The organism is Psychromonas sp. B3M02 (assembly GCF_003318165.1).
Taxonomy (GTDB): Bacteria; Pseudomonadota; Gammaproteobacteria; order Enterobacterales; family Psychromonadaceae; genus Psychromonas.
In genome coordinates, this window is sequence record NZ_QOCB01000115.1 from 49791 (window position 1) to 69952 (window position 20162).

Genomic DNA, 20162 nt, shown 5'->3' on the forward strand with positions numbered 1-20162 from the left:
ATGACTGAATTTATAAAACGCCGTCAACAATTTGCCGATAGCATGCTAGATAACAGCATGGCTATTTTCCCTGCTAATCAAGAACTAACCCGAAGCAATGATACTGAATTCCGCTTTCGTCAAAACAGTGATTTCTATTACCTGTGCGGGTTTAATGAACCTGATGCATGCCTGTTATTGATTAAACAAGATGCGCAACTAACCACGGTTTTATTTAATCGTAAAAAAGATAAAACAGCTGAGATTTGGCATGGTTACCGTATGGGACAAGCTGAGGCAATTAACACTCTCGCAGTTGATCAAGCTTATGTTATCGATGAATTCGAAAGTAAATTAAGTGAGCTGTTGGTAGGCATTGAAAATTTATATTACCCAACGTTAAGCGGTTTTGCTTTAGACCAGTCTTTAGAAAAAGTACTAAATGGATTGCGTAGTCAATCTCGTAGTGGCGTGATCAGTACTAATCAATTTTTAGATTGGCGACCTGCTTTACATGAGATGCGTTTATTTAAGAGTGAAGCTGAGCAAGCGATAATGCGTAAAGCCGGTGTAATATCAGCATTAGGTCATGTTCGTGCCATGCAACAGTGCCAACCTGGTATGTTTGAGTTTCAACTACAATTAGAAGTGGAATACGAGTTTGCACGTCAAGGTACACGTGATGTAGCTTATAACAGCATTGTTGCTGGCGGTAATAACGCTTGTATCTTACATTACACGGAAAATGACCAAGTATTACAAGATGGCGATTTGGTATTAATTGATGCCGGTGCTGAATATCAGGGCTATGCAGGTGATATCACTCGTACTTTTCCTGTGAATGGCCGTTTCTCTGAAGAGCAAGCAACTATTTACCAGTTAGTATTAGACTGCCAGTTATTAGCTTTAGCGTTGGTTAAACCTGGGATTAGTGTCTTAGAGATCAATCAACAGGTTGTGACTAAAATGACTGAAGATTTATTAGCGTTAGGACTGTTAAAAGGCGATTTAAGCAGTTTGCTTGAAGAACAAGCTTATCGCGCTTTTTACATGCATGGTTTAGGGCATCCTATCGGTTTAGATGTGCATGATGTGGGCAATACTGGCACCATTAAATCGCCGCGCGCGCTACAAGCCGGCATGGCTATTACCATTGAGCCTGGTTTATATATTAGCCAAGATGCAGATGTTGATGACCGCTGGAAAGGTATTGGTGTACGTATCGAAGATGATGTCATTGTGACAGAGACTGGCTGTGAAATTTTAACGTCTGCTGTGCCAAAAGAGATTAAAGCAATTGAAGCGTTAATGAATGGCTAAATTATCTCAACCACATCTACCAATACTTGATACGGCAGAGCCGCTTGACGCTATCATCTACGATGTAGTGATTGTCGGGGCGGGGATGTCGGGGTCGTTATTAGCGCTAACCTTGTTAACGCAAAACCCACAATTGAAGGTCTTGTTATTAGACGAAAATGCACAACGTCTAGAGTCCACACAAGAGAAAGAGTTTGAGTACCACCCCAGTTTCGATGCGCGTTGCATTGCATTAAATGCTGGCTCTGTTGATATTTTAAGTGGTTTATCTTTATGGGGGGATATTAAAGCCCATGCTCAGCCGATTGAAAGCATTCAAGTTTCAGATAAGGGCTACTTTGGTGGTGCTGAGTTAACACCTGAATTATCAGGAGAGGCTTTTGGCTATGTGGTGGAGTTACGTCGCGTAGGTAAAGTTCTGTCACGTACATTAGCGGCTTTTTCCTCTTTAACTACTTTACATCAAGTCAAATTAACAGACTTAAATCAACAACCCGAGCTGATCCAATGTGTTTTGGATAATGGCCAAACGGTGAGTGCAAAATTATGTGTTGGGGCCGATGGCTGCCATAGTCAGGTGCGAAAATTAGCGCGTATTAGTAGTAGCTTGTCTGACTATCAGCGCAGTGCGATTATTTGTAATGTGCGATGTAATAAAGTCCACAAAAATATCGCCTATGAACGCTTTACTAAAAGTGGGCCGATCGCTTTGTTGCCACTTACGGATAACCGTTTCTCATTAGTGTATTGTGTTGAGAAACAGCAAGCGGAACAGATTGCTGATCTATCTGACAGTGAGTTCTTAGCGCAATTACAGAAAAAGTTTGGTTATCGTGCAGGATTATTTGAGCAAACTGGTAAGCGTGATATCTATCCTTTAAATCTATTAAAAACCACTAAACCACTTTCTCATCGCACTGTTTGTATTGGTAATGCGGCGCATAGTTTACATCCTGTGGCTGGGCAAGGTTTTAACTTAGGGTTAAGAGATCTGTTTGTACTTGCGACTATTATTGCTGCGTCTGATGATGTTGGATCGTTTTCCATGCTAAATGATTATTGGCAATGTCGTGAAAAAGATCACCACAGTACAATTTGGATGACCGATAGCCTAGTGCGTATCTTTAGTAACCATTATCCAATGTTAAGTATTCCTCGTAACATTGGTCTAAAAGCAATGAATCTTTTTCCATTTTTATCTACGCCTATTATCGAACAGTCTAAAGGGCAGTTTGATTTGTTTAACAGAGAGAAATTATCATGATGCAATCCTATGATGTCACCATTGTTGGTGGCGGTATGGTTGGCTTAACGCTAGCCCGCTGTTTAGCGAATAGCACATTGTCGATTGCGATCATAGAGTCTAAGCAACCTGTTGTATTGACAGCAGAACCTGAAAATCGTGTCAGCGCATTAAGTTTTGCGAGTAAAACCTTATTTGAAAATTTAGATGTCTGGTCACATTTATCTGCGCAACGCGTTACGCCATACCATCAGATGCAAGTATGGGAAAAAGACAGTTTTGGAAAAATTGCTTTTGATGCCAAACAGGTTAATCAGTCTGATCTAGGTTATATTGTTGAAAATACTAATCTACAACAAGCTTTGTTAACTAGCGTGCAAAAGCAGACGAATGTGAGCTTCTTTTGTCCTGATGCTTTGCAAAATATGGCGATTGGTGACGGCGAAGCTTGGTTAACCTTAGAAAGTGGCAAACAGCTTACTTCTAAATTAGTGGTGGCTGCCGATGGTGCTAATTCATGGGTACGCCAGCAATTAAATATTCCATTAACCCAGTGGGATTATCAGCATAATGCGATTGTTGCTACTATTAAAACTGCAGATCCCCATCAAGCTTGTGCTCGACAAATCTTTACCGCACAAGGGCCGTTAGCCTTTTTACCTCTATATGGTCAACACACGAGTTCGATAGTGTGGTCATTACCTCCAGAGCAAGCTAATTTATTGATGGCCTTAGATGATCAAGCTTTCAATCAAGTTTTAGCGCGTACCTTTGATAACCGTTTAGGCTTGTGTGAAGTGCAAGGTAAGCGTCATTGTATTCCGTTAACCATGCGCTATGCACGTGACTTTGCAAAACACCGCGTAGCTTTGATTGGAGATGCAGCACATACAATTCATCCTTTAGCTGGGCAGGGTGTTAACTTGGGGTTACTCGATGCCGCTTGTTTAGCTGAAGAGATCCTCAAACAGGTTGAGCAAGGCAGTGATATTGGCTTGTACCAAAACTTGCGCCACTTTGAACGTTGGCGTAAGACTGAAGCGACTGAAATGATTGCTTCAATGGAGTTATTAAAACAATTGTTCGACGGTGATAATCCAGTTAAAAAAATATTAAGAGATACCGCCTTGTTAATGGCCGATACTATTTCGCCATTAAAAAAACAATTTATTAAACAAGCAATGGGGGTCAATGGCCATAAACCTGCCATCTGTTTACCTAAAGCGCTTGTTTAAAGGCTAAATCATTAACTTGTAACCTTGTTTTTTGGCATTTGCTAAGAGAACAGGTATATTAGCGATAATTTTACTTACGCCTTTGATTAAATACCTCGTTTATTAATAAAACGAGTCTATGATTGAAGGTTTCTAATACCATAAGAGCGAAATAATATGATCATTAAACCAAAGATTCGTGGCTTTATTTGTACGACTACACACCCAACGGGTTGTGAAAAAAACATTCAAGCACAAATTGAATACACTAAAGAACAAGGCAAAATTGAAAAAGGCCCTAAACGTGTATTAGTGATTGGTTCTTCTGCTGGTTACGGCATGTCATCACGTATTGCTGCGGCATACGGTAGTGACGCATCAACGATTGGTGTTTTCTTTGAAAAACCGGCTACTGATCGTAAACCTGGTTCTGCTGGTTGGTACAACAGTGCTGCTTTTGATAAGCAAGCAAAGGCAGATGGCCTATACGCTAAAAGCGTTAACGGTGATGCATTCTCTAACGAAACTAAACAATTAGTTATCGATACAATCAAAGCTGACCTAGGTCAAATTGATGCGGTTATCTACTCAGTTGCTGCGCCAGTTCGTAAACTACCTGATACAGGTGAAGTAGTACGTTCAAGCCTAAAACCAATTGGTGAGACTTACACATCAACGGCTATCGATACTAACAAAGATACGATCATTGAAGCGTCTGTAGAGCCTGCAACTGAAGAAGAGATTGCTAATACTGTTACTGTAATGGGTGGACAAGATTGGGAACTTTGGATGAATGCATTAGCAGACGCTGGTGTGTTAGCTGAAGGTGTTAAAACCGTTGCTTACTCTTACATCGGTACTGAAATTACCTGGCCAATCTACTGGGATGGTGCATTAGGTAAAGCAAAAATCGATTTAGATCGTGCTTCTACAGCTATCCAAGCACAACTTGATTCGCTAGGTGGTGAAGCTTACGTATCAGTACAGAAGAGTGTTGTTACGCAAGCAAGTGCTGCGATCCCTGTTATGCCTTTATACCTATCAATGGTATTTAGAATCATGAAAGAGAAAGGTTTACATGAAGGTTGTATGGAACAGATTCACCGTCTATTCACGACACAACTATTCAAAGCTGATGGTACTGCGCCAACAACTGATGAAGCGCGTCGTCTTCGTCTTGATGATTGGGAATTACGTGATGAAGTACAACAAGCTTGTGCAGAATTATGGCCACAAATCACCACAGAAAACCTGTTTGACTTGACTGATTACCAAGACTACAAAGATGAGTTTTTACAACTGTTTGGTTTTGGTGTTGACGGTGTTGATTACGAAGCTGATGTGGACACATTGGTAGAGTTTGATTGCCTATAATTACTTATTCAATCATTGAATAAATTGAAAATGCCCGCTTTATGCGGGTATTTTTTTAGCAAAGCGTTAAGCTTTAGTATTTGGGAGTAACAAACAGATGACTTTTTTGTTGCAACTTCTCACTAAATAATTAGAATTATGCACCATCGGTATGTAGCGCAGCTTGGTAGCGCACTGTCATGGGGTGTCAGGGGTCAGAAGTTCGAATCTTCTCATACCGACCAATTTCCTCGTTTATTAATTACCTTTCCTCTCATATAAAGGAAGTTTCATGTCTCGCTTTTCATTGCCAGAATCTCAACTATTAAAAGAAGTTAAAACTGTTTTTGAAGTACAAAGTGCTGCAATCACGGATCATAGTAATCAAGTGGGTGAAGCTTACTTACAAGCTTTAGCATTGATGAAAAACTGCCAAGGTCGTGTGATTGTATGTGGTATGGGGAAGTCTGGACATATCGGTACTAAGATTGCTGCAACACTTGCATCTGTTGGTACACCTTCATTCTTTATGCACCCTGGTGAAGCCTTTCATGGTGACCTAGGTATGGTCACTAAAGATGACGTATTACTGCTTATTTCTTACAGTGGTGAGACAGATGAGTTATTAAAAATCATCCCATCATTACAACACTTTGGTAATAAAATCATCTCTATTACTGGCGGCAAAGACTCAACATTAGCCAAGCACTCTGATGTGGTATTGGATGCTAGTGTAGAAAAAGAGACCTGCCCAAACAACTTAGCACCAAGTACGTCTACCACCTTAACCTTAGTGATTGGTGATGCATTAGCGAATACATTAACCTTAGAAAAAGACTTTAGCCCAATGGATTTTGCGCGTTTTCATCCGGGAGGCAGCTTAGGTAAACGATTACTGACTTTTGTTCGTGATGAGATGCGCAGTGATAACTTACCGATTGTTAGTGCACAAACGTCAGTAACAGATGTGTTAATGGTGATGACTGAAACGCGTACTGGCTTAGCTTTAGTGTTAGACGGTGATAACTTACAAGGTGTGATCACAGATGGTGACGTTCGTCGTTTCTTGATTTCTGGTGAAAGTATTGTGGATAGCCAAGCATCAAACTTAATGAATACAACACCTCGTTTAATTTCTGCATCTGCTCGCTTAACCGAAGCGGAAGAGTTAATGCGTGAAAAGCATATTAAATGGCTGGTGGTCAGTGAAGATGGTAAAAAAGTGGATGGTATTATCGAGTGGGGGCAGTAGAGCTCGCTAGCCAAAGACTTTAAAACAAAAAAGGATGAACTTGTGTTCATCCTTTTTTGTTTTTAAGGCATCTACATTAAGAGTGCTAGTAATTACATTAAACGGTCTTTAAGTTGCCACATTTTGAACACACCAAAAAAGAAAATCTCAACTCCTTCTTTTTTGGTTAATTTTAATTTTTCAGCAAAAGCCCCATAAATCACTAATAATTGGATTGCATGCATAACGACAACAAAGGCTAATAAAAAGTAGAAAGCCATGGCTGCTTTACCCGGGAAAGGCAATACTAAATTAACCAGTAATAAGCCCCAAATAATCACCATTAAGCCTTTTGCAAAGGGGATAAAATAAGCCATTATTTTTCTCTCTTGAATAATTGATAGCGAACTTGTCCGGCATTTTTCTCTTTTAGTAGCACCCAATTATGTGGGAAGTTCAAGTTAGTTAAGGTATTTTCAACTTCTACATAAATAAGGCTGTTGTCGGTTAAGTAACCTTGTGCTTCTAATTGGTCAATACAAGGTTGTGCCAAGCCAAGGTTAAAAGGTGGATCAACAAAGACTACATCATATTGTTGCTCGGCTGTTTGGGTTAAATAGCGTAAAGAGTCACCCTGTATCACCTGGGCATTTTCTGCTTTTAATGTGCCGATATTATTTTTTAATTGCGTTGCGACTTGCTTATCTAACTCTAAAAATGTGCAAGATTGGCAGTAACGAGATAAAGCTTCAAAGCCTAAACTACCACTGCCACTGAAACAATCGAGGCAGTTTGCATCACGAATATCATGCATTAGCCAATTAAACAGGGTTTCTTTGGTGCGGTCTGTAGTGGGTCTTAATCCTTGTTTATCTTTGACTGGCAGCTTTTTTCCACGCCATTGGCCTGATATTAATCGGATAAATCCATCGGAGTTGGGCTTTTTGCCTTTTTCTTGGCTTGAAGCTCGTTGATTTTTACGCATATTATTTTAAGTCCGGGAAGCAATAGTGTTAATATAGCAGTTCAGTATGCTCGCTATTTTAGCAGGGTAATCAGCTTGTTAGTAAGGTTTTTAATTAATGTCTAAAAAGAAAGGGTTGTTTTCATGGTTTTCTAAAAAACCAGCCAAGAAAACAGAGCAAGAGATACAGTCAGAAGTATTAGCTCAACAAGAAGCACAAGAAGCGGCGCAACAAGCCGAATTAGCTGAACAGGAAAAAGCGGCACAGGCAGAACAGCAAGCCAAGTTAGCTGCTGAACAAGCTGAACAAGAGCGTCTTGCTATTGAAGCTAAATTAGCTGAACAGGAAAAAGCGGCACAGGCAGAACAGCAAGCCAAGTTAGCTGCTGAACAAGCTGAACAAGAGCGTCTTGCTATTGAAGCTAAATTAGCAGCAGAAAAAGCCGAAGCAGATAAGCAAGCTCAACTAGCGGCCGAGAAAGCTGAGCAGGAACGTCTTACTGTAGAAGCTAAGTTAGCGGAAGAGAAAGCAGAAGCAGATAAGCAAGCTCAACTAGCGGCCGAGAAAGCTGAGCAAGAGCGTCTTGCAGCAGAAGCTAAACTAGCGGCTGAGAAAGCTGAGCAAGAGCGTCTTGCAGCAGAAGCTAAATTAGCGGCTGAAAAAGCAGAGCAAGAAAAGCTAGCGTTAGCGGTAGAGCAAGCCAAAAAAGAGCAAGCAGAGAAAGCGCGTTTAGCATACCAAGAAGCTCAGCGAAATGCAGAGTTAGCTCGCCAACAGGTAGAGCAAGATGTTGTTGAGGAAATTGAACAAGAGCAACAAGTTGAACCTGTTAGTGAAACTGTTGCCCCACAGGAAGATAAAAAATTAGGCTTCTTTGCTCGTTTTGCTCAAGGGTTAAAGAAAACACGTCTGAGTATTGGTAGCGGTTTATTATCTTTATTCAAAGGTAAAAAAATCGATGATGATCTGTTTGAGGAGCTAGAAGAACAACTGATCGTTGCCGATATTGGTGTGGAAACAACCTTACGTATCATTAATAACTTAACTGATCATGCAAATAGAAAACAGTTAAAAGATGCAGAAGTACTGTATGACCTATTAAAGAAAGATCTGTCTGATATCCTAGATGAAGTTGAGCAACCGCTAGTCATTGACCAAACCAAAAAACCTTACGTTATTTTAATGGTAGGAGTAAACGGTGTGGGTAAAACTACCACCATTGGTAAGCTAGCGAAAAAATACCAAAACGAAGGAAAATCAGTGATGCTTGCTGCGGGTGATACATTCCGTGCCGCTGCGGTAGAACAGTTACAAGTATGGGGGGAACGAAACGATATCCCAGTGATTGCCCAACAAACAGGTGCAGATAGTGCATCGGTTTTATTTGATGCAATGGATGCCGCACAAGCACGTGGCGCTGATGTATTAATTGCTGATACGGCAGGGCGTTTACAAAATAAAGATCACTTGATGACCGAGCTAGCTAAAGTGGTGCGTATCATGCGTAAAAAAGATGAGACTGCGCCACATGAGATCATGTTAACCATTGATGCAGGTACCGGACAAAATGCCATTAGCCAAGTTAAATTATTTAACGAAGCGGTAGGGTTAACCGGCGTTACCTTCACTAAATTAGATGGTACAGCGAAAGGCGGGATTATCTTCTCTATTGCCGATCAGTTTAAATTACCTATTCGTTATATAGGCGTAGGTGAAGGCATTGATGATCTAAGAGAGTTTAATGCCAAAGAGTTTATTGATGCACTTTTCTCAAAAGAAGAAGAATCATAACAAGGTAAAAATAGACGATGATATTATTTGAAGAAGTCAGTAAGGTTTATAGTGATGACCATATCGCATTAAATTCCGTTAACTTTCACTTAAAACAAGGTGAAATGGCCTTCTTAACAGGGCACTCTGGTTCCGGTAAAAGTACGTTACTAAAATTAGTTAGCCTAATGGAAAGACCAACGGCGGGGCGAATTGTATTAAATGGTAATGATATCAGTCATATTAAAGGCAACGATATTCCCTATTTACGTCGCCATATTGGAATGATTTTTCAAGATCATCGTCTGTTAATGAATAGAACCGTATTAGATAATGTTGGTTTACCTTTATTGATTGAAGGTTATAGCCGTTTTGAAATTAAACGTCGTAGCCTAGCAGCATTAGAGAAAGTTGGTCTGTCAGGCAAAGAAGATGCCTTCCCAATCAACTTGTCGGGCGGTGAACAACAACGTGTTGGTATTGCGCGCGCTATTATCAACCAACCTCCATTATTACTTGCCGATGAGCCTACCGGTAATCTAGACCCTAAATTGTCATTAGAAATTTTAACGCTATTTGAATCATTAAATAAGTTCGGTATGTCAGTCTTAATCGCCACCCATGATTTAGGACTAATTGCTAAAATGCGTTATCGTACCTTGACCTTGCGTGAAGGTCATATGATTAATGATGGTCTACTAAGGGATTGATATGAATAACAGTTTGGGTGCAAGCAAAAGAAAATTATCAGGCTCTCCAAAGATTAATAAAGTCTCATTTTTTGGACGTGTCAAAGCCACTATCAGTCAACACATTCATCAACTTGTTCATAACTTTATGGAGTTATGGAAAACCCCATTTGCTACATCGATGACCATTTTAGTATTAGGGTTAGCACTGTCATTACCCACAGTATTTCATGTTGTTTATAAAAACGTTGATCGTGTTGGTGGACAATGGGAAAGCGCATCAGAAATCAGTTTATTCTTGAAAAAGGATCTCTCTGAAGAACAGATACAAGTATTAATCAATAAATTAGGCTTGTATGAAAATATTGAAACCGTTACCTATATCTCTCGTCATCAAGCCTTACAAGAGTTTAAAGAGATGTCGGGTTTCTCTAAAGCCTTAAACTATTTAGATGAAAATCCATTACCCGCCGTATTGATTGTGGTGCCCGTTGAATCAGCAATGAATTCCGCAGGTACTAAGTTGTTAGTGGCTAATTTAGAGCGTGAACAAGATATAGATTTAGTGCGTATTGATATTGATTGGATTGAGAAACTACAGGCTATCTTCTATTTAGTGGTGGACATTGTAATTGCCATTGCCACCTTATTACTATTGTCAGTGTTATTAATCGTAAGTAATACTATTCGCCTTAATATCCTTAATCAACGTGCAGAAATAGAAGTATTAAAGCTAGTGGGGGCAACTAACCGCTTTATCCAATTGCCTTACCTTTACATTGGTGCCTGGTATGGTTTCTTAGGTGGGGTGATTGCGTGGTTATTTTCAACCATTATGGTTATCTGGTTAGAGTCTGGTGTTGTTAACTTAACAGGGCTTTATAAAGCTAAGTTTGAGATTATCTCTTTGACCTTTAATGAGTCTATTATGTTATTGTTTATAGGTGCTTTATTGGGGCTTATTGCCTCATTTATATCGGTCAAACAGTACCTAGTGACGATAGAGCCTAAATAATACGGATTAAAAAACATCAAAAACATCAAAAACATCTGAATTTAAATTAAAGAGATCTGCTTGATCTCTTTTTTTTTGCCTGTAAACTGTGAGTTAGTTCACAAAATGGATTGTGAAAAAGGAGCACAGGTGTTTTATGAAAGTTGTTGATATTAAATTGTTACCAGTCTCTTCACCTACTTTTCAAGCGTTAATTCAAGAACAGATAGCGGTTCAAAAAGAGACAAAATTAATCGATCTAATTGCTGAATGTAAGGAAATATTAGCAATTCGTCTGGATGGGAGGTTAATTGCCTATGCAACTTTTGACTTAATTGATGGTCAAATGATGCGAGTTAACTCTCTACATTTTAGAGATCTATTCCAACATCATGTGTTGGCCCAATATTGGCTATCACGTTATGTTAAGCGAAAAATAGCAGATAAATGTTATTTAAATTTTTTGATAGCCAGTTAACGCTTTTTAGCGGCTTAAAATATTTTTATTTTTATTTTGCTACTGTATAATAAGTTGTTTCTTGTTAAGAAACATTTATTAACAAAAACTTAAAGTATTCAAAGGTGAATCATGAGTGAAACAATAAATTCGATGAGTCTCGTTCCTCAAGGAAGTATTGGAGCCTATGTTCAATCTGTTAATTCATTCTCCAAGCTAAGCGCTGAAGAAGAGCAAGAGTTAGCAGAACGTCTATTTTACCAAGGTGATTTAGAAGCCGCTAAAAAACTAGTTATGTCGCACCTGCGTTTTGTTGCGTATATTGCTAAAAGTTATGCTGGTTACGGTTTAGCACAGGCGGATCTGATTCAAGAAGGTAATGTCGGCTTAATGAAAGCTGTAAAACGCTTTGACCCAACTGTGGGTGTGCGTCTGGTTTCTTTTGCTGTGCATTGGATAAAAGCTGAAATTCATGAATACGTTATTCGTAACTGGCGTGTGGTTAAAATTGCCACTACAAAAGCACAACGAAAATTATTCTTTAATCTGCGCAAATCTAAAAAACGTTTGGGTTGGTTTAAGCAGGAAGAAGTGGAAGCTGTAGCGGAAGAACTTAATGTAAGTACTAAAGATGTACTTGAAATGGAGTCTCGTTTAAATGCACAGGATCATTCATTTGATTTAAGTGTTAACGATGATGACGATAATAACTTCGCACCAATGCACTTTCTTGAAGATAAAACAGCAAGTGTTGAAAATCAGATAGAACAGGAAAATACAGAGTCTCATACTAAGAACAAACTGTATTCAGCCTTATCGACGTTAGATACACGTAGCCAAGACATTCTAAGTTCACGCTGGTTAAGCGAGCCTAAAGCAACACTGCATGATTTAGCTGCTCGTTATGATATTTCAGCTGAACGTGTTCGCCAATTAGAGGCCAACGCCCTGAAAAAATTAAAAACCAATATGGATTTTTAATTAGTTAAATTAAAGGTGAGCAACTAGCTCACCTTTTTTATGTAAAACTCATTATTTATTGAATATAATCCCTAGCCAATTTCCTTTTCTATTATTCTCGGTATTTTATGCTTACTATTGCAACGCTTGGCCCTAAAGATACATTTTCTGATTTAGCTACAAAGCGCTACATACAAGCAATCCAAGCCAAACAACCTGTACAAACTGCCGATATTAAATACTACGGCACCTTAACCCAGACTTTTCAGGCAGTGGGTAAAGAGTGTCAATTAGGTGTTTTACCTATTGAGAATTTATCGGAAGGTTATGTTCAAGTGGTATTAGACCAACTGTTAGATACTAAATTATCAGTGATTTCTGAGCTGTTATTACCTATTCAGTTTTCCTTTGCGGGTTTTTGTGAAGAGATGTCTGACTTAACAGACCTATATGTGCAATTTGTGGCACATGGACAGTGTGCTGAGTTTATTAATAGTTTGGAAGGGGTAAAAATTCATAACACTCAGAGCAATATAGAGTCTTTAGTATTGGCTAAAAAGCATGGTAAAAATGCGGGGGCGATTATTCCTCAACATGCACTTGCTCATGCACAAGATGCCAATATCATTAATAACGATGTAACTAATTACGCGAATAATCAAACACGTTTTTTAGTGCTTTCAGAAACACCGCAGGCGCGTATTGCTGACAAAGAGTATAAAACCACTTTAGTGGTTAATAACAAGCAAGACTGTCCTGGTGTGTTAGGTAATATTGTGAGCGCCTTTGCATTACAGAAAGTAAATTTAACCTCAATAATGTCTCGACCAACACGTTCACAAATTGGTAATTATCACTTTTTCATCGATATTGATGGTCACCAAGAAGATCAGCATATTGCGACAGCCTTAGCAGAGATACAGTCATCCTATGACGTGACCGTGATTGGATCATATATTAAGGCGCTTAATTAAGCGTCAAAACTCAACCTTTCCAAGTTTGTGAAAACTAAAATATTCCTCTCTTTTAGACAATTCCTTAATAATATAATGGTTATTAATTAATTTACACTTGCTTAAAAAATAGTTATGTTTTGAACGATCGTTTCTTTATTTCTAATAAATTTTAAATAATGAGAGTGTTAATATGACTAAATCTACACAGTTAAAATCGGAAACAGAAGAGCAAAGCACAGTGCAAATACCGCAGGAAGCCTTCGATTGGTATGACGAATATGCACACGGTGATATTGATAGACGTACTTTCTTAAGACGTTTAGCGGGTATTGCTGGCGCAGGTGTTACGCTTGCGACATTATCAACAGCACTAACTCCTAATTATGCACTAGCAGAGCAAGTCTCTTTTAATGATGATGATATTACTGCAACCTATGAAAAATTTGCATCACCAGACGGACACGGTGAAGGGCAAGGTTACTTTGTGACGCCAAAAACTGTTGAAGGTAAGTTACCTGTTGTATTAGTCATTCACGAAAACCGCGGTCTTAACCCTTACATCAAAGATGTTGCTCGCCGTCTTGCTAAAGCAGGCTTTATTGCCTTTGCGCCTGATGCTTTATATTCCTTAGGTGGTTATCCGGGGAATGATGATGAAGGTAAAGTAATGCAAAAATCATTGGATAAAGAGAAGATCGAGCAAGACTTTATCGCTGCTGCTGATTTCCTGAAAACACATCCATTAAGTACAGGTAAATTAGGCGCGGTTGGTTTCTGTTTTGGTGGTTATATCGTTAATTTCCTTGCCGCCACTGTGCCAGATAAGTTAGATGCTGGTGTGCCTTTTTATGGAACACCTGCCGCCGCAGAAATCAGAAAAAACATTAAAGCCCCGTTAGTGATTCAACTGGCAGAGTTAGATAAAAGGGTGAATGCTTATTGGCCTGAGTATGAAGCTGACTTGAAAAAATACGATGTGGACTACGAGATGTTTATGTATGAAAAAGCCAACCATGGTTTCCATAATGACTCTACAGCGCGTTATGTACCGACTATGGCTGAATTAGCTTGGAAACGAAGCATTGACTTCTTTACTGAGAAATTAACTTAATCTTGAACAGCGAATCAGTATGATTGCTATTATAACTAAAAGGGCTGAATAGATTATCTATTCAGCCCTTTTACATTGTCAGTTAATCTTAACGTTTCACTAAGTACACACCGGCTTCAGTGTGATGAGTGTAAGGGAACTGATCAAATAAAGAGAAACGCTTAATATCATGGGTTTGTGTAAAGACTTCTAAGTTCGCTTTCAAGGTCTCAGGGTTACAGCTGATGTACATAATATTATCGTAGGTTTGTACCATTTTTACCGTTTCATCATCTAATCCAGCACGCGGTGGATCAACAAAGATGGTGTTACATTGATAACTTGATAAATCGATATTCTTCTCTTTTAAACGGTTAAATTCACGCACACCATTAATAGCTTGGGTAAACTCTTCTGCTGACATACGCACGATCGTGACGTTATCGATGTTATTTGCCGCGATGTTGTATTGTGCTGAGTTCACTGAAGGCGTTGAAATTTCAGTGGCTAATACACGGTTAAAGTTTTTAGCCAGAGCAAGTGAGAAGTTACCATTACCACAGTACAGTTCTAACAAATCACCTTCACTATTACGGGTACACTCAATGGCCCAATCCAACATTTTTTCTGAAATCTTACCATTTGGCTGGGTAAAGCTATTTTCAACTTGTTGGTAGATCAACTCTTGTCCATCAACTTGTAGTTTTTCAATGACGTAATCGTGGTCAACAATAAGTTTTTGCTTACGAGCGCGACCAATGAAGTTAATCTTAAATTCTCCCGATAAACGTTCTTTAAGTGCTTTAATAGCCGTTAACCATTCGTCATCCAATATTTTATGGTAAAGAAAACTAACCATAATTTCGCCGCTCATACTGGATAAGAAATTCGCCTGAAAGAGCTTATAACGAAGAATGGGAGAGACTTTTAACTCTTCAACTAACCTTGGCATTAATTGATTGATTAGCTCGCTTGCAGGTGGGAATTGGTCGACACGAATACGCTGACGAGTCTCTTGATCCGTCATGTAGAAGTATAAATCCATATCTTCATGCCAAACACGGAATTGGCTGCGCATACGATAATGTGTTTTTGGAGAAGTAAAACACTCTAATTCAGGTAATTCAAAGGTCGAAAAAAGGCGATTAAATTGTGCTTTTTTAGCGTCTAATTGTGATTCATAATTATCCGGATCAACAAATTCTATGCTCATTTCTACCTCTGTATTCTATTGCTTTTTTGGCGCTATTCTTTCAATAACATATAAATGGAGGGGCATTCTAAAGCAGGCGCTTGAGCTTGGCTAGGTTATATCATTCTATTTCTTTATTTATCTGTTCAGGCACAGGTTTATTACAGTCATGAACACGCTATTTTATTTGCTAAATCCATGAAAAATTAGTTGTTCTTTTAAAAGAAAAGGTAAGGAGTTAGCTTAACTTGTATTATCACGTTGTTATTTCCTCTAGATAAAATTTAGGTCCGTTATTTAATCTAATTGGTATAAAATAGTTTTTTTCTCTAGGAAGTGGGTTAATGTCTGTAAAACGTGTACTTATATTTGATTCTGGTGTGGGTGGATTGTCTGTTTTTGAGCAGGTAATTAAGCTTAACCCTGGTATTCAATGTCAGTATCTTTTTGATAATGCTTATTTCCCCTATGGTGAATTAAAGCAAACTCAATTAGTAGCACGGCTTACTCAGTTACTAACCGACTTTTTGCAACAATATCCAGCTGACTTGATTGTCATTGCCTGTAACTCAGCCAGCACCGTTGCGCTAAAAGCCCTACGCCAACACTTTACTATTCCGATTGTTGGGGTTGTACCTGCCATTAAACCTGCGAGTTTAGTGACTCGTAATAACGTGATAGGTTTACTAGCCACTCCTGGTACTATTGCTCGTGATTATACCCATAAATTGATCTCGCAATTTGCTGCAGATAAAAGCGTATTAAGTATTGGCTCTACGCAATTAGTTAAATTGGCGGAAGATAAGTTAATGGGGAAAGTACTAAGCCAAGATGAGTTTATGGATATTTTAGCCCCTTGGTTATCCCAAAACGCCAGCATGCCAGATACTTTAGTTTTAGGGTGTACACATTTCCCTTTATTAAAAACTGAGATACAAGCGTGTTTTAACACTGAGGTAAACTTGGTGGATTCAGGTGAAGCGATTGCCTTAAGAGTAAAGCAGTTATTGGGGGAAGAGCAAAAGCTTGATTTACAGAGCCAACAGGCTAATTCACATCAAGCTTTTTATACTAAGTTGTTTAACGATAACCAACACCTAGCTGCATTAACACAGAGTTTTTCTGGTTATGGTTTTAATGCGTTACAGCATTGCAATCTATAAACCAAGGCTACAGTACCTTATAAGTGCCATTATCTAAGTCTTTAATTGTCCAGTCGCCGATTGCATAGCGAATAAGTCGTAACGTAGGGAAACCAATGTTAGCTGTCATTCTGCGGACTTGGCGGTTACGGCCTTCCATAATGGTAATGCTTAACCACGTGGTTGGGATATTAGCGCGTTCGCGGATCGGTGGATAACGCTCCCAAATTTCAGGGTTCTCCATAATTTTAGCTTTCGCGGGTAAGGTTAAACCATCTTTTAATGTAACCCCTTTACGTAGCTTATCTAAATCCGCTTCAGTAGGCGCACCTTCTACTTGTACCCAATATATTTTGGCTGTTTTCTTACCAGGTTGAGTAATTTCAGCTTGTAATTGCCCATCATTGGTTAATACCAATAATCCTTCACTGTCTCTATCTAAGCGTCCTGCTGCATAGATATTAGGAATATCAATATAGTCCTTTAAGGTTTCTCGCATGCTATCGGTATTACCTTCATCGGTAAACTGGCTCAATACATCGAATGGTTTATTAAACAATACAATCTTCTGCATTGATTTAGGCATGACTTTTTTAGGAACAAAGGTTTTATGCGCCGCTTTCTTTACATTAAAGTGAGTGGGTTTTTTAGTTGGGTGTTTACGCTTATTTTCACCTGTTTTGTTATTGTTACTTTTTTTATTGATGGGAGCTTGAGTCACTTATGTTCCTTAACACAGTTGAAAAAGGTTAAGTATATCAGAATAAAAAATTCACGCAGTGCAGTGATTAAATGGTATGTTTAAGGGTGTCGAATAATCATGTTTTCAGTTGTTTTGTTACTAGCTTGTAACATATACAGTGCATGAATGGTGATCAAGGTCACATTTAAGCCTTTGAGATAAGAGCACTAAACTAGATAATTTTGTTTTTTTCGATATGATATCGGCTTAATTATTTTGTGTAACAAACTGATAACATTTTTTACGCAATTAATTCACTTCATAAATTTTTGTTAAAGGAAATAAAATGACAGATAAATCAGCAAAGATCATCTATACACAAACAGATGAAGCACCTGCGCTTGCAACTCACTCTCTATTACCGATTGTTAATGCCTTCACTAAAGCTGCAAACATTGTTGTAGAAACGCGTGATATCTCTTTAGCTGGTCGAATCATTGCTAACTTCTCGGATAAACTGCCAGCAGATCAGCAACAAGCAGATTCGCTAGCCGAATTGGGTGAGTTAGCTAAAACACCTGAAGCAAATATTATTAAATTACCGAACGTAAGTGCATCGATTCCTCAGCTACAAGCTGCGATTAAAGAATTACAAGCACACGGTTTTGACTTACCGGCTTACCCTGAAGTAGCAACAACTGACGAAGAGAAAGACACACAAGCGCGTTACGCAAAAGTGTTAGGTAGTGCAGTAAACCCTGTATTACGTGAAGGTAACTCAGACCGTCGTGTTGCTGATGCAGTAAAACAATACGCACAAGACAACCCACACCGTATGGGTAAATGGTCTACAGAATCTAAATCGCATGTTTCAAACATGTCTGAAGGTGATTTCTACAGCTCTGAGCAATCTGTTGTATTACAACAAGATGATGATCTGAAAATTGAATTCACTAATGCAGCTGGCGAAACATCAGTATTAAAAGCGTCAACGCCTGTATTAAAAGATGAAGTTATTGATTCATCTCGTATGAGCGCTTCAGCATTACGTGCTTTCTTTGAAAAAGAGATGACAGCAGCAAAAGAAGACAACATCATGTTATCGCTTCACCTGAAAGCAACGATGATGAAAGTATCTGACCCAATTATGTTTGGTCACGCTGTAACGGTTTACTTTAAAGATGTATTTGCTAAACACGCTGACCTATTTAAAGAGTTAGGTGTTGATGAGCGTAATGGTCTAGGTGATGTATACGCTAAAATCGCTACTCTACCTGCTGATCAAAAAGCGGCTATTGAAGCTGATATCCAAGCGGTTTACGCAACGCGTCCAAGCCTAGCAATGGTAGATTCAGATAAAGGGATTACTAATTTACATGTACCAAGTGATGTGATCATCGATGCTTCTATGCCTGCTATGGTTCGTTCTAGCGGTCAAATGTGGAATGCAGAAGGTAAACTTGAAGATACTAAAGCATTAATTCCAGATCGTTGTTACGCAGGTATCTACGAAGAAACAATCAAATTCTGTCGTGAAAATGGCGCATTTGACCCAGCAACTATGGGTAACGTCTCTAACGTTGGCCTAATGGCACAAAAAGCTGAAGAGTACGGTTCACATGACAAAACATTCCAAATCACTGAAGCGGGTACTGTAAAAGTAACTGATTCAGCAGGTAATGTATTGATGTCTCACGATGTTGAGAAAGGTGATATCTGGCGTATGTGTCAAGCTAAAGATATTCCAATCCGTGACTGGGTTCGTTTAGCTGTAAGCCGTGCGCAAGCAACAGGTCAACCAGCTATCTTCTGGTTAGATGAAAAACGTGCACACGATAAAAACCTTATCGAAAAAGTAAATACTTACTTAAAAGATCACGATACAACGGGCCTAGATATTCAAATTTTAGCCCCTGTTGAAGCATGTAAATTCTCACTACAACGAGTTAAAGAAGGTAAAAATACTATCTCTGTAACGGGTAACGTTTTACGTGATTACCTAACGGATCTATTCCCAATCTTAGAGTTAGGTACGAGTGCTAAAATGCTTTCAATCGTACCGTTACTTGCAGGTGGTGGTCTATTTGAAACAGGTGCAGGTGGTTCAGCTCCTAAGCATGTTCAACAATTTGTTGAAGAAAATCATTTACGTTGGGATTCACTAGGTGAGTTCTTAGCGCTAGCGGTATCTATTGAAGATATCGCGGCTAAAACAGGTAATGAGAAAGCAGTTGTACTAGCTGAAGCATTACATGTAGCTAATGGTAAATTCTTAAAAGAAGATAAATCTCCTTCTCGTAAAGTAGGTGAATTGGATAACCGTGGTAGCCACTTCTACCTAGCAATGTACTGGGCTGAAGCCTTAGCTGCTCAAACTAAAGATGTTGAGCTACAAGCACAATTCAAACCACTAGCTGATTCACTACTAAGTAATGAATCTGTGATTGTACAAGAGCTGAACGATGCACAGGGTGTGCAAGTTGATTTAGGTGGTTACTTCCATACTGATCCAGCTAAAGTAACTACTGCAATGCGTCCAAGTAAAACGTTAAATGCTGCTGTAGATAATATCTAAATCTGCAATAGGCATATTGTGATGCAATAACTTTTGCATCTACATAAAAACCATTAGGTCGATGACTTAATGGTTTTTTTTTGCCCATTATTTGAAGTCAGTGATAGTAATTATTTTAACAAGGGGAATAGAGTAGTTAATGAGAGTGATTGATATTAATACCAATCATAGTAAGTAACTGATCTATTTTACTTGTTAAAACAACTTATTTTTTCGTTGTAAGTTTCGTATAGGGAACAACCATTTACATCAACTTACGCCTCTAACTAAGCCATTTTTCCGGCGCAAAATTTAGATCAGTTATTTAATACAATTGGTATTAGCCACAAACTCACGGGAAACTATAATGA

18 protein-coding genes and 1 tRNA gene are annotated in these 20162 nt (G+C 38.8%); 15 read left to right on the forward strand and 4 right to left on the reverse strand.

Annotated elements, in window-relative coordinates; translation table 11 throughout:
• The 6 genes from pepP to DS885_RS13040 all read left to right on the forward strand — a co-directional run bounded on the left by pepP (position 1) and on the right by DS885_RS13040 (position 6361).
• Positions 1–1299, forward strand: a complete 1299-nt coding sequence (gene pepP, locus DS885_RS13015) for a Xaa-Pro aminopeptidase (RefSeq protein ID WP_113819854.1) — start codon at positions 1–3, stop codon at positions 1297–1299.
• Positions 1292–2563 (forward strand): 2-octaprenyl-6-methoxyphenyl hydroxylase, encoded by a 1272-nt coding sequence (ubiH, locus tag DS885_RS13020; protein WP_113819855.1) that lies wholly within the window; start codon positions 1292–1294, stop codon positions 2561–2563. The genes pepP and ubiH overlap by 8 nt, the downstream gene beginning before the upstream one ends.
• Positions 2560–3777 (forward strand): FAD-dependent monooxygenase, encoded by a 1218-nt coding sequence (locus DS885_RS13025; RefSeq protein WP_113819856.1) that lies wholly within the window; start codon positions 2560–2562, stop codon positions 3775–3777. The genes ubiH and DS885_RS13025 overlap by 4 nt, the downstream gene beginning before the upstream one ends.
• A gap of 156 nt (positions 3778–3933) precedes the next feature.
• A complete protein-coding gene (gene fabV / locus DS885_RS13030; protein ID WP_113819857.1) occupies positions 3934–5130 on the forward strand; it encodes an enoyl-ACP reductase FabV in 1197 nt (398 codons plus the stop codon).
• Positions 5131–5277: 147 nt separating this feature from the next.
• Positions 5278–5354, forward strand: a tRNA-Pro gene (locus DS885_RS13035).
• 47 nt (positions 5355–5401) lie between these two features.
• Positions 5402–6361, forward strand: a complete 960-nt coding sequence (locus DS885_RS13040; RefSeq protein WP_113819858.1) for a KpsF/GutQ family sugar-phosphate isomerase — start codon at positions 5402–5404, stop codon at positions 6359–6361.
• A gap of 92 nt (positions 6362–6453) precedes the next feature.
• On the opposite strand, the gene DS885_RS13045 is transcribed toward DS885_RS13040, so the two are convergent.
• Positions 6454–6717, reverse strand: a complete 264-nt coding sequence (locus DS885_RS13045; RefSeq protein WP_113819859.1) for a DUF1145 domain-containing protein — start codon at positions 6715–6717, stop codon at positions 6454–6456.
• Positions 6717–7325, reverse strand: a complete 609-nt coding sequence (rsmD, locus tag DS885_RS13050) for a 16S rRNA (guanine(966)-N(2))-methyltransferase RsmD (RefSeq protein WP_113819860.1) — start codon at positions 7323–7325, stop codon at positions 6717–6719. Before rsmD ends, DS885_RS13045 begins: the two co-directional genes overlap by 1 nt.
• 97 nt (positions 7326–7422) lie before the next feature.
• Here rsmD and ftsY point away from each other — a divergent pair, with 97 nt between their 5' ends.
• From ftsY to DS885_RS13085, 7 genes are all read left to right on the forward strand, one after another.
• Positions 7423–9096 (forward strand): signal recognition particle-docking protein FtsY, encoded by a 1674-nt coding sequence (gene ftsY, locus DS885_RS13055; RefSeq protein WP_113819861.1) that lies wholly within the window; start codon positions 7423–7425, stop codon positions 9094–9096.
• Positions 9097–9113: 17 nt separating this feature from the next.
• Positions 9114–9785, forward strand: coding sequence for a cell division ATP-binding protein FtsE (gene ftsE / locus DS885_RS13060; protein WP_113819862.1), 672 nt, complete (start codon positions 9114–9116; stop codon positions 9783–9785).
• Position 9786: 1 nt separating this feature from the next.
• Positions 9787–10779, forward strand: a complete 993-nt coding sequence (gene ftsX / locus DS885_RS13065) for a permease-like cell division protein FtsX (protein WP_113819863.1) — start codon at positions 9787–9789, stop codon at positions 10777–10779.
• A 136-nt stretch (positions 10780–10915) separates the two neighbouring features.
• Positions 10916–11236, forward strand: coding sequence for a hypothetical protein (locus tag DS885_RS13070; RefSeq protein WP_113819864.1), 321 nt, complete (start codon positions 10916–10918; stop codon positions 11234–11236).
• A 111-nt stretch (positions 11237–11347) separates the two neighbouring features.
• A complete protein-coding gene (rpoH, locus tag DS885_RS13075; protein ID WP_113819865.1) occupies positions 11348–12196 on the forward strand; it encodes an RNA polymerase sigma factor RpoH in 849 nt (282 codons plus the stop codon).
• Between the two features lie 107 nt (positions 12197–12303).
• Positions 12304–13149, forward strand: coding sequence for a prephenate dehydratase (locus tag DS885_RS13080; protein ID WP_113819866.1), 846 nt, complete (start codon positions 12304–12306; stop codon positions 13147–13149).
• A gap of 172 nt (positions 13150–13321) precedes the next feature.
• Positions 13322–14242 carry a dienelactone hydrolase family protein gene (locus DS885_RS13085; protein ID WP_113819867.1) on the forward strand — a complete coding sequence of 307 codons (921 nt, stop codon included), beginning with the start codon at positions 13322–13324 and terminating at the stop codon, positions 14240–14242.
• Positions 14243–14330: 88 nt separating this feature from the next.
• Here DS885_RS13085 and trmA read toward each other — a convergent pair whose 3' ends face one another.
• Positions 14331–15434: a tRNA (uridine(54)-C5)-methyltransferase TrmA gene (gene trmA / locus DS885_RS13090; protein ID WP_113819868.1), complete on the reverse strand. Its 1104-nt coding sequence runs from the start codon at positions 15432–15434 to the stop codon at positions 14331–14333.
• Positions 15435–15757: 323 nt separating this feature from the next.
• Between trmA and murI the strand changes: the two genes are divergently transcribed.
• Positions 15758–16576: a glutamate racemase gene (gene murI / locus DS885_RS13095; protein ID WP_113819869.1), complete on the forward strand. Its 819-nt coding sequence runs from the start codon at positions 15758–15760 to the stop codon at positions 16574–16576.
• 7 nt (positions 16577–16583) lie between these two features.
• On the opposite strand, the gene DS885_RS13100 is transcribed toward murI, so the two are convergent.
• Positions 16584–17276 carry a pseudouridine synthase gene (locus tag DS885_RS13100; RefSeq protein WP_309472394.1) on the reverse strand — a complete coding sequence of 231 codons (693 nt, stop codon included), beginning with the start codon at positions 17274–17276 and terminating at the stop codon, positions 16584–16586.
• A 307-nt stretch (positions 17277–17583) separates the two neighbouring features.
• Here DS885_RS13100 and DS885_RS13105 point away from each other — a divergent pair, with 307 nt between their 5' ends.
• A complete protein-coding gene (locus DS885_RS13105) occupies positions 17584–19812 on the forward strand; it encodes an NADP-dependent isocitrate dehydrogenase (RefSeq protein ID WP_113819870.1) in 2229 nt (742 codons plus the stop codon).
• Positions 19813–20162 lie beyond the last annotated feature (350 nt).

Excerpts from the sequence above, each read along its gene's own strand:
- DS885_RS13105 (WP_113819870.1), top strand. The coding sequence starts at position 17,584 with ATGACAGATAAATCAGCAAAGATCATCTATACACAAACAGATGAAGCA.
- DS885_RS13045 (WP_113819859.1), bottom strand. The coding sequence starts at position 6,717 with ATGGCTTATTTTATCCCCTTTGCAAAAGGCTTAATGGTGATTATTTGG.
- trmA (WP_113819868.1), bottom strand. The coding sequence starts at position 15,434 with ATGAGCATAGAATTTGTTGATCCGGATAATTATGAATCACAATTAGAC.
- murI (WP_113819869.1), top strand. The coding sequence starts at position 15,758 with ATGTCTGTAAAACGTGTACTTATATTTGATTCTGGTGTGGGTGGATTG.
- ftsE (WP_113819862.1), top strand. The coding sequence starts at position 9,114 with ATGATATTATTTGAAGAAGTCAGTAAGGTTTATAGTGATGACCATATC.
- ubiH (WP_113819855.1), top strand. The coding sequence starts at position 1,292 with ATGGCTAAATTATCTCAACCACATCTACCAATACTTGATACGGCAGAG.
- DS885_RS13070 (WP_113819864.1), top strand. The coding sequence starts at position 10,916 with ATGAAAGTTGTTGATATTAAATTGTTACCAGTCTCTTCACCTACTTTT.
- DS885_RS13085 (WP_113819867.1), top strand. The coding sequence starts at position 13,322 with ATGACTAAATCTACACAGTTAAAATCGGAAACAGAAGAGCAAAGCACA.
- DS885_RS13025 (WP_113819856.1), top strand. The coding sequence starts at position 2,560 with ATGATGCAATCCTATGATGTCACCATTGTTGGTGGCGGTATGGTTGGC.
- fabV (WP_113819857.1), top strand. The coding sequence starts at position 3,934 with ATGATCATTAAACCAAAGATTCGTGGCTTTATTTGTACGACTACACAC.
- pepP (WP_113819854.1), top strand. The coding sequence starts at position 1 with ATGACTGAATTTATAAAACGCCGTCAACAATTTGCCGATAGCATGCTA.
- DS885_RS13080 (WP_113819866.1), top strand. The coding sequence starts at position 12,304 with ATGCTTACTATTGCAACGCTTGGCCCTAAAGATACATTTTCTGATTTA.
- rsmD (WP_113819860.1), bottom strand. The coding sequence starts at position 7,325 with ATGCGTAAAAATCAACGAGCTTCAAGCCAAGAAAAAGGCAAAAAGCCC.
- rpoH (WP_113819865.1), top strand. The coding sequence starts at position 11,348 with ATGAGTGAAACAATAAATTCGATGAGTCTCGTTCCTCAAGGAAGTATT.
- DS885_RS13040 (WP_113819858.1), top strand. The coding sequence starts at position 5,402 with ATGTCTCGCTTTTCATTGCCAGAATCTCAACTATTAAAAGAAGTTAAA.
- ftsY (WP_113819861.1), top strand. The coding sequence starts at position 7,423 with ATGTCTAAAAAGAAAGGGTTGTTTTCATGGTTTTCTAAAAAACCAGCC.
- ftsX (WP_113819863.1), top strand. The coding sequence starts at position 9,787 with ATGAATAACAGTTTGGGTGCAAGCAAAAGAAAATTATCAGGCTCTCCA.